At 37.5% G+C, this 13,521-nt stretch carries 11 protein-coding genes and 1 other annotated feature (1 of these 12 only partly in view); of the genes, 9 read left to right on the forward strand and 2 right to left on the reverse strand.

Features of this window, described 5'->3' with window-relative positions; all coding sequences use genetic code 11:
• Positions 1-65, reverse strand: a binding site (T-box leader) (it extends 140 nt beyond the left edge of the window).
• Positions 66-228: 163 nt separating this feature from the next.
• The 3 genes from ACFSFW_RS14270 to aceA all read left to right on the forward strand — a co-directional run bounded on the left by ACFSFW_RS14270 (position 229) and on the right by aceA (position 4,596).
• Positions 229-1,491 carry a M48 family metallopeptidase gene (locus tag ACFSFW_RS14270; protein WP_388039210.1) on the forward strand — a complete coding sequence of 421 codons (1,263 nt, stop codon included), beginning with the start codon at positions 229-231 and terminating at the stop codon, positions 1,489-1,491.
• Between the two features lie 201 nt (positions 1,492-1,692).
• Positions 1,693-3,282, forward strand: coding sequence for a malate synthase A (aceB, locus tag ACFSFW_RS14275; RefSeq protein ID WP_388039212.1), 1,590 nt, complete (start codon positions 1,693-1,695; stop codon positions 3,280-3,282).
• Positions 3,283-3,318: 36 nt separating this feature from the next.
• Positions 3,319-4,596: an isocitrate lyase gene (gene aceA, locus ACFSFW_RS14280; RefSeq protein ID WP_388039214.1), complete on the forward strand. Its 1,278-nt coding sequence runs from the start codon at positions 3,319-3,321 to the stop codon at positions 4,594-4,596.
• Positions 4,597-4,660: 64 nt separating this feature from the next.
• On the opposite strand, the gene ACFSFW_RS14285 is transcribed toward aceA, so the two are convergent.
• Entirely contained in the window at positions 4,661-4,897 is a 237-nt protein-coding gene (locus ACFSFW_RS14285; protein WP_304214449.1) for an IDEAL domain-containing protein, read from the reverse strand.
• A gap of 186 nt (positions 4,898-5,083) precedes the next feature.
• Here ACFSFW_RS14285 and ACFSFW_RS14290 point away from each other — a divergent pair, with 186 nt between their 5' ends.
• Entirely contained in the window at positions 5,084-5,299 is a 216-nt protein-coding gene (locus ACFSFW_RS14290) for a hypothetical protein (protein ID WP_388039216.1), read from the forward strand.
• A gap of 311 nt (positions 5,300-5,610) precedes the next feature.
• Positions 5,611-6,165 carry a competence protein ComK gene (locus ACFSFW_RS14295; protein ID WP_304214447.1) on the forward strand — a complete coding sequence of 185 codons (555 nt, stop codon included), beginning with the start codon at positions 5,611-5,613 and terminating at the stop codon, positions 6,163-6,165.
• Between the two features lie 35 nt (positions 6,166-6,200).
• Here ACFSFW_RS14295 and ACFSFW_RS14300 read toward each other — a convergent pair whose 3' ends face one another.
• Positions 6,201-6,566, reverse strand: coding sequence for a YhjD family protein (locus tag ACFSFW_RS14300; RefSeq protein WP_099362399.1), 366 nt, complete (start codon positions 6,564-6,566; stop codon positions 6,201-6,203).
• Positions 6,567-6,736: 170 nt separating this feature from the next.
• Here ACFSFW_RS14300 and ACFSFW_RS14305 point away from each other — a divergent pair, with 170 nt between their 5' ends.
• The 4 genes from ACFSFW_RS14305 to ACFSFW_RS14320 all read left to right on the forward strand — a co-directional run bounded on the left by ACFSFW_RS14305 (position 6,737) and on the right by ACFSFW_RS14320 (position 13,414).
• A complete protein-coding gene (locus ACFSFW_RS14305) occupies positions 6,737-8,728 on the forward strand; it encodes a S9 family peptidase (protein ID WP_388039218.1) in 1,992 nt (663 codons plus the stop codon).
• Between the two features lie 116 nt (positions 8,729-8,844).
• On the forward strand, positions 8,845-9,465 hold the full coding sequence (locus ACFSFW_RS14310; protein ID WP_099353466.1) for a TVP38/TMEM64 family protein: 621 nt from the start codon (positions 8,845-8,847) through the stop codon (positions 9,463-9,465).
• A 27-nt stretch (positions 9,466-9,492) separates the two neighbouring features.
• A complete protein-coding gene (gene lepB, locus ACFSFW_RS14315) occupies positions 9,493-10,053 on the forward strand; it encodes a signal peptidase I (protein WP_388039220.1) in 561 nt (186 codons plus the stop codon).
• Positions 10,054-10,177: 124 nt separating this feature from the next.
• Positions 10,178-13,414 (forward strand): AfsR/SARP family transcriptional regulator, encoded by a 3,237-nt coding sequence (locus ACFSFW_RS14320; RefSeq protein ID WP_388039221.1) that lies wholly within the window; start codon positions 10,178-10,180, stop codon positions 13,412-13,414.
• Positions 13,415-13,521: the final 107 nt, after the last annotated feature.

Below are 13,521 nucleotides of genomic sequence, written 5' to 3' on the forward strand. Positions count from 1 at the left end.
GGCTTTCACCATCCCCAACTCGCTAACGGTTACATCAGGACTACTCTCTTCATCACAGAATTTCGATTATATTTCATTCATGATAACTAATTATGAATTAGAAATCAATGAGTTTTTTATACGCTTATATTGTCAAAAATGAAGATATGAGGAAAGTCATTGTTCTATCTGGCCCTCCTTTAAACTAAAATACTAGTAAGAGGGTTGTACATAAAGGGGGACAGCATAGTGAAAAAAGTAATCGGATGGTCACTTGGAATTTATCTCGTTTTTGGTTTATTTATAGCATGGTATTTATTTTTTGGAGCAAATACGGACATCCCTGCACAGCTAAAAGGGAGCCCAGCGGACCCACAGACATTTATGAATGATCGTGAGCTTTTATTAAGTCAGGAGTATTCACAAATTAGAAACCTATTGTTTTTCCTGTCAGTACCGTTTGAATGGCTGATTTATATACTCGTCCTTGTGATTGGGATTTCAGCAAAGTTCCGTGATTGGTCAAAAGTATCAGCTAAGTTTTCAATCCTACAGACAGCGATTTATTTATTTTGGCTTTCCTTGTTGGTAGAAGTTTTATCATTTCCACTATCATGGATTAGCTACAATGTTTCAAAAACATATAATATCACTGTACAGTCGACTCAAGGCTGGATGAAGGATTTATTGATTGATTTTTGGGTGAATTATGCGTTAATGATTGTAATTGTGGGCGTCTTGTTCTGGTTGATTCGAAGAAATGAGAAAAGATGGTGGTTCCATGCATGGCTTCTATCAATCCCATTCTCCATGTTTCTCATGTTTGTACAACCAGTTATTATAGACCCACTTTACAACGACTTTTTTCCATTAACCAATAAAGAGTTAGAAACAAAAATTCTTGAGATGGCAGATCGTGCGGAAATTCCTGCGGACCATGTATTTGAAGTAAATATGTCTGAAAAAACAAATGCCCTTAATGCATATGTAACGGGGATAGGCTCTAATTCGCGAATTGTGCTATGGGATACAACACTTCAACGTCTGAATGAAGATGAAATTTTATTTATTATGGCCCATGAGATGGGGCATTACGTAATGAAACATATTTATATTGGCATTGCCGGCTATTTGCTTATAACCTTAGTAGGACTCTTTATTATTAGCAAGCTTATGACCTTTATGGTTAGAAAATGGGGCTATTTGTTTAAGATATCAAGTGTAAAAGATATTGCCGTTCTTCCAGTGTTTCTATTATTAATCTCTGTTTTAAGTTTTGTTTCTGACCCAGTCTCAAATGCTGTTTCAAGACACCAGGAAAAGTCAGCTGATCTGTACGCACTTGAAATGACGGAGGATAACAAAGCAGCAGTTTCGTCATTCCAGGAATTATCAAAAGCTGGTTTAAGTCAAGTGAATCCACCATTCCTAGTGAAGATGTTTAGATATGGACACCCAACAATGCTTGAAAGAATTACGTATACGAACGAATTTAAAAAGAGTGAGAAATAACCTAAATAGCCTTGTTTTCAGAGTGCAATCTGTTAACAAGGCTTTTTTTATTATAGTGTTGTTATAGTACAGAATTACTATTTTTTAATTGTTATATAAAAACTTACAGAAAAATGTTCCAATTTTGAAAAGTGTGTTATATAATACTTTTAGAATTAATAATCTGTATTATAACAATACAAGGAAGGTGTTAGGGACAAAATGACGACACAAACCTCAGGAATTCAGATCTTGGGAAAGATGAATGAGCAGTATGAAGAAATTTTGACACCCCAGGCATTGAACTTCATTGAAAAACTAGAGCGAAACTTTGGAGAAAGAAGGAAACAACTAGTAGAAAAGAGACAACAAAGACAAAACGAAATCGATAATGGAAAGATGCCAACATTTTTGCCTGAAACAGAGCATATCCGAAAAGGAGATTGGACAGTTGCGCAGATTCCAAAAGACCTAGAGGATCGGCGAGTTGAAATTACTGGCCCAGTCGATCGAAAAATGATCATTAATGCATTAAATTCAGGGGCAAAAGTATTTATGGCTGATTTTGAGGATGCTACCTCTCCTACTTGGAATAACATTATCGAAGGGCAGATCAATCTACGAGATGCCGTAAGAAAGACCATCACATTTGAAAATCCAAACGGAAAGAAATATCAGCTTCACGATGTAACTGCAACACTTGTTGTCCGCCCACGTGGCTGGCATTTAGAAGAGAAACATATACAACTTGATGGAAACCGAGTCTCTGCAAGTTTACTAGACTTTGGTCTTTATTTTTATCATAATGCGCAATATTTGATTGAGAATGGAAGTGGACCGTATTATTATTTGCCAAAGATGGAGAGCCATCTTGAAGCAAGACTCTGGAATGATGTTTTTATCTTTGCACAAAATGAGATTGGAATTCCTCAAGGAACGATAAAGGCAACGGTTTTAATCGAAACGATTTTAGCAACCTTTGAAGTGGATGAAATTTTATATGAACTAAAAGAACACTCAGCAGGGCTAAATTGTGGCAGATGGGATTATATTTTTAGCTATTTAAAAAGATTTCGGAATGTAGAAGATGTGATATTACCAGACCGCTCGGTGGTCACGATGACAGCCCCATTTATGAGTGCTTATTCACAGCATGTCATTAAGACCTGCCATAAACGCAATGTTCATGCTATTGGTGGGATGGCTGCCCAAATACCTGTAAAAAATAACACAAAAGCTAATGAGGAAGCCTTTCATAAAGTAAGAGCAGATAAGGAACGTGAAGCGAACAATGGTCATGACGGCACTTGGGTGGCTCATCCAGGTCTCGTGCCGGTTGCTAGGGAAGTATTTAATACAGTCATGCTTGGAGCTAACCAAATTCATAAAAAACGTGAAGACGTTCAAGTGACGGCCGAGGAACTCATTGCTGTTCCAGAAGGAGCTATTACAGAGCAAGGAGTTCGTACGAATATCAATGTTGGCATTCAATACATTGAATCATGGCTTCGTGGGCATGGTGCCGCACCGATTCATAATCTCATGGAGGATGCAGCGACAGCTGAAATCTCTAGAGCTCAGGTTTGGCAGTGGATCCGCCATCCAAAAGGAATACTAACGGATGGAAGAAAGGTCACACTTGAGCTAGTTCATCAACTGAAAGAAGAAGAGCTTGAAAACATTAAACAAGAAATCGGGACAGAAGCATTTGAAACAGGTCGGTTTGCGGATGCAACTCGTCTGTTTGAGGACTTAGTGACGAATGATGAGTTTGTTGAATTTTTAACTATACCTGGATATGAAATCTTATAGATTAAAAAATGAGTAGAATACAAGGAGGAAATTAAAATGACAAACGAAAGAGTTCAAAAACTACAAGAAAGCTGGGAAATGGATTCTAGATGGAACGGAATTGAAAGGCCTTATAGTGCTGAGGATGTTATTCGCTTACGTGGTTCAATTGATATCGAGCATACATTGGCACGTAGAGGATCTGAAAAGCTTTGGAACCTTCTTCATACAGAGGATTATATTCATGCACTAGGAGCATTAACTGGCAATCAAGCTGTTCAACAAGTAAAAGCAGGTTTAAAGGCAATCTATTTAAGTGGGTGGCAGGTAGCTGCTGATGCGAACCTTTCAGGGCACATGTACCCTGACCAAAGTCTATATCCAGCCAACAGTGTACCAAGTGTTGTAAAGCGTATTAACCAAGCGCTACAACGTGCAGATCAGATTCAACATTTAGAGGGCCAAGGAGACACTGACTGGTTTGCTCCTATTGTGGCAGATGCAGAGGCAGGTTTTGGAGGACAGTTGAATGTATTTGAATTAATGAAAGGCATGGTCGAAGCGGGTGCTGCTGGTGTACATTTTGAAGACCAACTTTCGTCAGAAAAAAAATGTGGCCATTTAGGTGGAAAGGTTTTATTACCAACACAAACAGCCGTACGAAACTTAATTTCCGCTCGACTTGCTGCCGACGTAATGGGAGTTCCTACGATTTTAATAGCTAGAACTGATGCTGACGCTGCAGACTTAATAACAAGTGATATCGATCCTGTTGATCAGGAATTCATTACAGGTGAACGAACACCAGAAGGGTTCTTCCGGACAAAGGCAGGTATTGACCAAGCAATTGCACGCGGTCTGGCATATGCACCATATGCTGATTTGATTTGGTGTGAAACGTCTGAGCCAGACTTAGAACAAGCACAGCGTTTTGCAGATGCTATTCATGAGAAGTTTCCTGGTAAGCTATTAGCCTATAATTGTTCTCCATCTTTTAACTGGAAGAAGAAACTAGATGAAAAGACGATTGAGAATTTCCAAAAAGAAATCGGAAAAATGGGTTACAAATTCCAATTTGTTACGTTAGCTGGATTCCATGCTCTAAACCACAGCATGTTTGAGTTAGCTAGAGGCTATAAAGAAAGAGGAATGGGGGCATATTCAGAGCTTCAGGAGGCTGAATTTGCAAGTGAAAAGCATGGTTACACAGCTACAAGACATCAACGTGAAGTAGGAACAGGATATTTCGATGAAGTGGCACAGGTTATTACAGGAGGAACATCTTCTACGACCGCTTTAAAAGGCTCAACTGAAGAAGCACAGTTTTCAAAATAATACGGCTCATAAAAAACTGGCTAACAAATTGTTAGTCAGTTTTTTTGTACTTTACAATTGTATATTATGACGTTTTGCTAAATAATTTCCGATACTCTGCTGAAGCTTCCATAAACAAGCCCTCATTGTTTGAATCAATTGCTTCATTAACCCTCGTTTCCAATAGCTCTTTTCTTCGTTTAAATAGGCTCTCATCGATAATCATTTGAATATATATGTCTAATACCGATTCCCTTGGTGCTTTGAAATTTTTTGTATCCCGTGACTTCATGATCTCAGAGTATGTTTTTCTTTTTTTCATGAAAGCTCACTCCTAATCCTTTTTAATAGTATATTTAGGTGGACACGTAAAATCAACCGAATTTTTAGACTTTTTAAAAATTTATTTGGAATACTAATCTTTTCTAGGAAAACTTCAACTGACTAAGGTAATTTCTTGAATGATAAGTTGTATTTACATGCATGATAATAATGGAGGTGGAAAAATATGAAAAATAATTTAAATGAGGGTTCAAATCACGATATCCCAAAGAATACACCATTAAATCCGGTATTCGGAATGTCAAACGCCCTAGACACAAATAATCCTTTTCTTTCTGAATCTGACTATGCGGGTAATTCGGTTGATGAGCATACGAAATTAGAACAAGCAAACTCCTATCTAGCCGAAAAAGAACTTGGACAAATAAATGAAAATTCATAGAAATGAATTTGGTGGTCTTCTTTTAAAAATGTTTTTGCATTCAAAAGAGCATTTTAACTATATACAGTCGGGGTTGGTACCCCGTCTGAATAAGTTAAAGCCTCCGGCGGATGTCACGATTTTTCAAAGGTAAGTTTTCGAGCATGCTCGAAAAAAATCGGACGCAAATACGCCAAGGCGTATTTGATTAAGAATTCCACTCTTTTTTTTGTGAACTTTTTGTGAACTGTATAGTTATAAATACCTAGAAGTGATAATATGAAAGTGCTTTCATTAGTAAAATATTATAATAATTTGAAGGGGATGAATAGATGGAAGTTACGCAAACGAATTATTTGATGGAATATGAAATTAATCCAGACACAATGGCAGTATTACCTATTGAAATAGGAAAAAATACTTGCTCAAGGGTACTGGAAGTTGAAGGTGAATATGTTGTAGCCATGAAGCCGACTGAGATCGTCGACCGAAGCTGCCGTTATTTTGGAAGCTCACTTAAGGGCAGGCAAGAAGGGACACGTGAAATCATGGGAGTGACCCATAAAGCACCGATTATTGTTGAAGCGTCTAATAAGATTTTTTTATTTCCAACCGCATCGCCAACAAAGCAAGACTGCGCATGGCTATCTCATAACTATGTTTCAGATTGTAGATATAGTGTGAATGAGAACACAACTGTTATTTTTACAAATAAGCAAGCCATTAAATTGCAAATCTCGAAAGGATCCTTCCAAAACCAACTCCATAGAACTGCACAACTGCGAACGATTGTTACCAATAGAATGGACAAACCAAATAAACGCATAAATTTTGTACTAAATCCTCAAAACAATGAAAGTATACCAAATCAAACAGATCGCCAATAATGAATTGGTTTTCCCAGCCTTACATTTGTTCATTTTTAATCATTGTCGTTTTTTTCAATGAAATAAGATTCAAGCAACTGTTGAACTTCATTTCGAATCCGTGGGTTAAAGTAGTTATGTTCCTCTTCATAGCCTCGATACATGAATGAAAATAATGTGAATGCCTCATCTCTTTGTTTTTCCCATACCTTCATATTTTTCTTTTTCATTTGTAGTTTAATTGTATAGAGGTCTTTTTGAACCTTCTTCATTGTATGTTCAAGTAAATGGAGATAAGGCTTTTTTAACTTAAAGCCAGCGGTTTCTATTGCTGTCAGATCACGATTAAGGATGGTAAGAACCATTGGTAAAAAGACAGCTTTTTCAAAAATAGCTCGGTCATCCTCAGGTATTCTTGTCATGATTACCCCTCTTTTTTTAGAACGTATGTTTGTATATATAATAAAACATATTTTTAGAAGAATCAAGAAGAGAGAAGGAAAATTTATTTCCAGTGTCGAAATACTTTTAATAGTAGTGCATAATGTAAGAGGTACTACTTTGACAATTCGTAATAAAGGACGGGAGAAGAATGACAGAGATAAAACGCAGAGGCATCGTAGCAGAGGATTTATATGAATTAAAAACAGTCAATGATCCACAGTTTTCTCCAGATGGAAGCAAATATGTGTTTGTGGAGACTGAAATTAATAAGGATAAGCACGAGTATAACTCACATTTATATGTTGGTACTGTTGAAGGTAAGGTTACTCAATGGACTTTTGGCGATGTGAAAGACGGTTCGCCACGATGGTCCCCGAATGGAGAATCAATTGCATTTGTATCGAATCGTTCAGGAAAACAGCAAATCTATTGCTTACATACAAACGGTGGTGAACCAAAACAAATTACATATTGTGCAAACGGGGCACGAAATCCGATCTGGTCACCGGATGGTTCAAAGATCTTATTTACTACTTCATTAGCACATGACGAGAGCGTCACGGATAAAGAAAAGAAGAAGAAGGATGAAGACGAGAAAAAACTTGAACCGATGGTTGTCGAAAGAGTTCGTTATAAATCTGATGTAGCAGGATTTTTAGATAATAAAAGTCAACATCTTGCATTGGTAGATGTGGCTACTGGTGTAGTGGAGCAATTAACATCAGGGGAACATGATTATACGGCAGGATGTTGGTCTCCAGATGGATCTAAACTTACATTTGTAGGAGATATCAGTGAGGATTCAGATTATAACTTGATTTCTGATGTCTATGTGATGTCGCTTCAAGATAAGAGTTATCAAAAGATTACGAACAGCACAGGCAATTTTAGTACCCCTTCTTGGTCACCGGATGGCAAATATATTGCACTAATTGGACATGAACAAGAATTTGTAGGGGCTACTTTACCAAAGATTTGGTTATATTCAAATGATAGTGCCGAGCTTTCTTGTCTAACAAGTGAGTTAGATGCATATGTAGGGGATTGTGTTGCTGCCGACTTCCAATTAGGTGGTTCAAATCCTGGTGTTATTTGGAATGAAGATAGCAGAAGTTTCTACTTTCTGTTAAGTAATCATGGCAGCACAGGAGTTTATTATGGTTCAATTGAGGGTGAAATCTATCCGTCCTTATTCGAGAACCAGCATGTATACGCACTAACAGTAAAAAATCATAAGGCAGTTGTTGGTATCAGTAAACCAACAGAACCAGGAGATCTATATTATTTAGATTTAAGTACTGGCGATATAAATCGACTCACAAATGTAAATGAAGTATTTTTACAGGATATTGAATTAGCAGATGCGCAAAGCTTTACATTTAATGCTCCAGATGGCTGGGAAATTAATGGTTGGGTGATGAAGCCGTTTGGTTATGAAGAAGGTAAAAAGTATCCAACAATTATTGAAGTACATGGTGGTCCTCATGCGATGTATGCCAATACGTATTTCCATGAGTTTCAAGTGTTAACTAGCAAGGGATTTGTTGTTGTCTTTACAAATCCACGTGGAAGTCATGGCTATGGGCAACAATTTGTTGATGCTGTTCGAGGTGATTATGGCGGCAAGGACTATTTAGATGTGATGGCAGCAACTGATTATGCTGTAGAGCATTTTGACTTTGTTGATGAAATAAAGCTTGGTGTAACAGGTGGCAGCTATGGTGGTTTCATGACGAATTGGATCGTAGGTCATACAAATCGATTTAAAGCCGCGGTTACGCAGCGTTCGATTTCAAACTGGCTTAGTTTTTATGGGGTAAGTGATATTGGATACTTCTTTACTGAATGGGAGTTAAAAGGGAATTTCCTTGTAGATCCTGAAAAGTTATGGAATCACTCACCACTCAAATATGTTGGGAATGTAGAAACTCCTTTATTAATTATCCATGGTGAACGTGATTTCCGTTGTCCAATCGAACAGGCAGAGCAGTTCTATGTTGCTTTGAAACACCAAAAGAAACCAACAAAATTTGTTCGTTTCCCAGGTGCAAACCATGAATTATCTAGAAGCGGAAATCCAAAATTAAGAGTGGCCCGCCTTGACCATATAAAAGATTGGTTTGTAGAATATCTCGTATAAGAATTGGAAAGACACTAGACCTTAATGCTAGTGTCTTTTTCTATGTGAAAATTATTTTTGGTAGTAATGCCCAATTGGGTGTACAATAAGGGTAGTAAGTTAACAAGGAGATTCTTATGGACATAGAAGCAATTAAAGAACTCATTACACTAAAAAATATTGAAGAATTATTAAAGGATTATCGGTCATTCGGTCCATTGCCTGGAATTTTTCTTCCAATGTTAGAAGCGTTTCTCCCGTTTCTACCACTTGTTGCATTTGTCGTAGCGAATGCGAATGCATTTGGACTTTGGCTTGGGTTTTTGTATTCATGGGTAGGGGCAATTGGTGGTTCTCTCCTTGTCTTTTTCCTAGTTCGCAAGTATGGTCAAAAAAGATTCTTTTCTTTTGTCAGTCGCCATAAAAAGGTGAAAGGTCTTATTAACTGGGTTGAACGGCACGGATTTGGTCCAATTTTCCTCCTATTATGTTTTCCATTTACCCCATCAGCGGCAATTAATTTAGTAGCCGGGCTTTCAAGAGTAAGTACACCTCAATTTGTTTTAGCAGTTTTAAGTGGAAAATTAGTAATGATATTCACTATTAGCTTCATAGGCTATGATATACGAGCTCTTTTTCAACAACCAGTTCGAACGATAATTGTAGTTATTATTATATTTGTCCTATGGATTGTAGGTAAAAGAGTAGAAGCAAGGTTAAAAGTAAAGCCGACTCGTCTTAAAGAAGATGAGGCGTAAAATGCTAAAGCGAAGGGTGGAGTTTTGGTGGAGGAAACCCCAGCAAAGAATAAACATCATTTTTCTTTTGTTAAATCTTTAGGAATCAGTTTGGTTATTGTAGTTTTTTTGCGAACCTTCTTTTTTACAAACTACATAGTCGAGGGTGAATCAATGATGCCAACCCTCGAGGATGGAAACCTCCTAATGGTCAACAAGATTGGGATGAAAATTGGGGAGCTTGACCGCTTTGATATTGTTGTATTCCATAAAAATAAAGAAGAAGATTTTGTTAAGCGGGTTATTGGATTGCCAGGGGATCATATCGAGTATCGTGACGATGTACTTTATGTAAACGGAAAGAGTGTTTCCGAACCATTTTTAGATACGTTTAAAAAGGAACTATTCGTTGGGCAATTAACCGGTGACTTTACCCTTGAAGAAGTGGCAGGAAAATCAACAGTTCCCGAAAATCATATTTTCGTTATTGGCGATAATCGTATAGACAGTTGGGATAGTCGCCATTTTGGTTTTGTAAAGATGGAACAAGTTGTGGGAAAGGTTAATATTAAATACTGGCCTTTCGACAAAATGGAACTATTAAACTAAGAAGAACTTAATAAATCATCTATAACATCACAAAGAACTCAGTCGAAATTCGAGTTCTTTTTTAGCTTGGATATGATAAAATAGTACCAAAATTATCAATTTTTAGAAGAAGGGAGGTTTTGGGATGGGTACCAAGATACAAGTTCTACAAACAAAAATTACTCCACCGAACTTAAAGGACACCGTATTAAGAAGACCTACATTAATGAAAAAAATGAAAACGATTCCAAGGTATCCACTAACCATTCTACATTCTGGAGCGGGATATGGTAAAACAACTGCACTGGCATCTTTTATTCGTGATCAAAAAAAGTTGTCGTGTTGGTATAGTGTAGGACCAAATGATGATGACATTATTCCATTTTTAATATATGTAGTCTATGCTATACGGAAAAATCACCAAGGTTTTGGAACAGAACTCCTGCTTTATGTTGAAAATATTGAACGGTATGTGCGTGATGAAGAAATACGTACCCTTTGCTCGTTATTTATCAATGAAATTACCATACTAGATTCGGATATTATGCTTGTCATCGATGATTACCATTTGATTCAGCATTCTTCTTCAATTGACCAGTGGATGACATGGTTGATTCAACATCTTCCACCCAATCTAAATCTTGTAATCTCAAGTAGGAAAAAACCTTCCTGGGCTTTTCTGACTTCGATGATTGTGAAAGAAGAACTCTTAGAGATACGGCAGCGCGACCTTATGTTTTCGTATGATGAGGTTGAAGTCCTGTTAAGTGATATGTACGAAGGGGATATGACTGAGAAAGATATTGAAAGAATCTTTTCACTAACAGAAGGATGGATTATCGCGATTGGCATGATTCGCCAACAGCTAACTTCTGACGGTGGATTGGAATCAATTCTCAATAATAAATCAAAATCACTTGATGAGTTATTTCGTTTTCTTGCAATGGAAGTGTTTATGAAACAACCTCCAATGATCCAGCAATTTCTAGAGAACACCTGCATTTTTGAAGAAGTAAATGGAAAAGTATGTGATGAGGTATTAGGAATACGAAGTTCAGCAGAAATGTTAAAAGAGCTTTCTGACCATAATCTTTTTTTACTTTCGATTGGAGAAGGGCAGTATCGCTACCATGCTTTGTTTAAGGAGTTTCTTGAGCAAAGGTTATTCTCGACGAATGATCGGCACTTTTATAACCTCCATATTCAAACTGCAAGATATTATCAACGAATTGGTGATTTTAATCAAGCAATATATCATCTTGAGGCAATTCGAGATTTTGAGAGAATAGCAGAAATTCTCCACCATTATGGAGAGAAAATGATTCAAAACGGGCAACTTGAGGGTTTGTTGGACCGGATTAAAAACATTCCAGAATCTCTTATGAATCATTATTACCTATTATGGCTATATAAGGGGGAAGCATTGAGGTACCGGTGCTCCTATGAAGAGGCTGAGGCTTGTTACATAAAAACAATACACCTGGCAGAGTCTGCGAGAGACCTTCTGAGTTTAAGCAAGGCATATGAGGGACAAGCGAGAATCTATCTTGATACAATCCAACCGGGTAAAGCCGAGCGCTATTTATTACAGGCGATTGAGGCTCTTGAAGAAAATGAGTCCTCCTCTAATGAAGATAAAAGTAAATTATACCAATTAATGGCTGAAAACCTTGCAAATGCGGGCCAAGCAAATAAAGCGAAAAAATGGTTTGAAAAAGGGAGAAGCTTAAATATTCCACTATTAGATGGAAACTTGGAATCTAGGCTTTATTTACGAACTGGTAAACTTGTAGAAGCGAAAAAAATTCTTACACAAAAGAAAGTGGTTGAAAGTAATCAGAAAACCATTCATTTACAGCAATCTCATCGCGAAACAGATCTACTGTTATCCTTAATTGAAGCCTTTATGGGCAATGGTCAAGCGGCAAAAGAGCTCGCAGAATCCGGGATAAAGCAAGGAGTTCAATTTCAAGCACCATTTGTTGAGGCTTGTGGCTGGATGCGCATGGGACATGCGGTGCAATTACTCGATAAATATGATTCTTCATTAGCATTACAATGCTATGAAACAGCTCTTGAAATTATGGATGAAATAAATGTATCAAGAGGAAAGGCAGAACCCTTGATGGGCTTATGTCTTTTAAATGGAAATCGAGGATTATATGACCGGGCCATTGAATATGGCAATAGGGCCTTAGATGAGACAGAAAAGGTAAAGGACGCATGGCTTTCTGCACTAATTTTATTATGCATGGGAATATCTTCTGTTCATAATGAAAAATGGGAGGAAGCTGAACAATATTTAACAAGATGCGAGGCTTTGTATACAAATTGTGGTGACCAGTATGGAATTGTACTAACGCAGCTTTGGTTTGCATTTCTCTATTTTCATCAGAAGAACCGAGAAGCTTTTAAAGGTTTCATTACGAACTTTCTCAAGAAACTGCAGGTCGGAGGATATGATTTTATCCTTACAAAACGAACGACTTTTGGACCGCTAGATTTATATAATATTGTGCCTTTATTACTGGAAGCTCAGAAGGAAGGAATTCATCTTCCGTATGTAAATCAATTGCTAAATGACCTAGGATATTCAAATATCACATCTCATCCTGGTTACACATTACGAATTCAAACTTTAGGTAAATTTCGAGTGTGGCTTGGCAGTCAAGAGGTGGAAGAATCTGATTGGCAGCGTGGAAAGGCTAAGGAGTTGCTTGAGCTTTTTGTAACGATGCGAAATCGAATGATTGCACGCGAAGAAATATTTGCGATGCTTTGGCCAGAGCATGAAGAAGCAGCAGCAGCGAGAGATTTTAAAGTTGCTTTAAATGCCTTAAACAATGCATTAGAGCCAAACCGTGTCGCTAGATCGACTCCGTTTTTTATCCAACGGATTGGATCATCTTATGGATTGAATCAGGAAGCTGGCTATCAGTTAGATATTATCGAATTTGAAGAATGGATCCATGTAGGTTTGCATGAAAAGGATACGGACCAGATTATCAAATGCTTACGGCGGGCATTAGAATACTATGAAGGTGATTATTTACCAAACCGAAGATATGAAGATTGGTGTTTGGGTGAGAGGGAGAGGCTCCAAGTATTATTTTTACGTGGTGCTGAACGCATTGCGCAAGGCTTTGTTCAAACGGAAGAATTTGAAGAAGCCATTTATTGGTGTGAACAAATTCTAGCAAAGGATCGTACATGGGAAGAAGCATATCGATTATTGATGTTTTGCTACTATCATAAAAACAACCGTCCCCAAGCAATCAAGTGGTATAGAAAATGTGTTGCGGCATTAGAGGAAGAACTAGGAGTAGAGCCAATGCAACCAACAAAACAAATGTACGAAATGGTACTTCAAACACAAAAATAGATAATAGATTGTCCAATAAACTACTACAGGATAGTAGTTTATTTTTTGTGCGCTTGGCAGCGCATCGGACTAACGGGTGAAAGTCCCGAACACGCCGTAGTGGCGGA

It is taken from the genome of Ferdinandcohnia salidurans, assembly GCF_042680725.1.
Lineage (GTDB): Bacteria > Bacillota > Bacilli > Bacillales > Bacillaceae_L > Ferdinandcohnia > Ferdinandcohnia salidurans.

Coding starts and splice junctions, on each gene's coding strand:
- aceB (WP_388039212.1), top strand. CDS start 1,693: ATGACGACACAAACCTCAGGAATTCAGATCTTGGGAAAGATGAATGAG.
- aceA (WP_388039214.1), top strand. CDS start 3,319: ATGACAAACGAAAGAGTTCAAAAACTACAAGAAAGCTGGGAAATGGAT.
- ACFSFW_RS14285 (WP_304214449.1), bottom strand. CDS start 4,897: ATGAAAAAAAGAAAAACATACTCTGAGATCATGAAGTCACGGGATACA.
- ACFSFW_RS14290 (WP_388039216.1), top strand. CDS start 5,084: ATGAAAAATAATTTAAATGAGGGTTCAAATCACGATATCCCAAAGAAT.
- ACFSFW_RS14295 (WP_304214447.1), top strand. CDS start 5,611: ATGGAAGTTACGCAAACGAATTATTTGATGGAATATGAAATTAATCCA.
- ACFSFW_RS14300 (WP_099362399.1), bottom strand. CDS start 6,566: ATGACAAGAATACCTGAGGATGACCGAGCTATTTTTGAAAAAGCTGTC.
- ACFSFW_RS14305 (WP_388039218.1), top strand. CDS start 6,737: ATGACAGAGATAAAACGCAGAGGCATCGTAGCAGAGGATTTATATGAA.
- ACFSFW_RS14310 (WP_099353466.1), top strand. CDS start 8,845: ATGGACATAGAAGCAATTAAAGAACTCATTACACTAAAAAATATTGAA.
- ACFSFW_RS14320 (WP_388039221.1), top strand. CDS start 10,178: ATGGGTACCAAGATACAAGTTCTACAAACAAAAATTACTCCACCGAAC.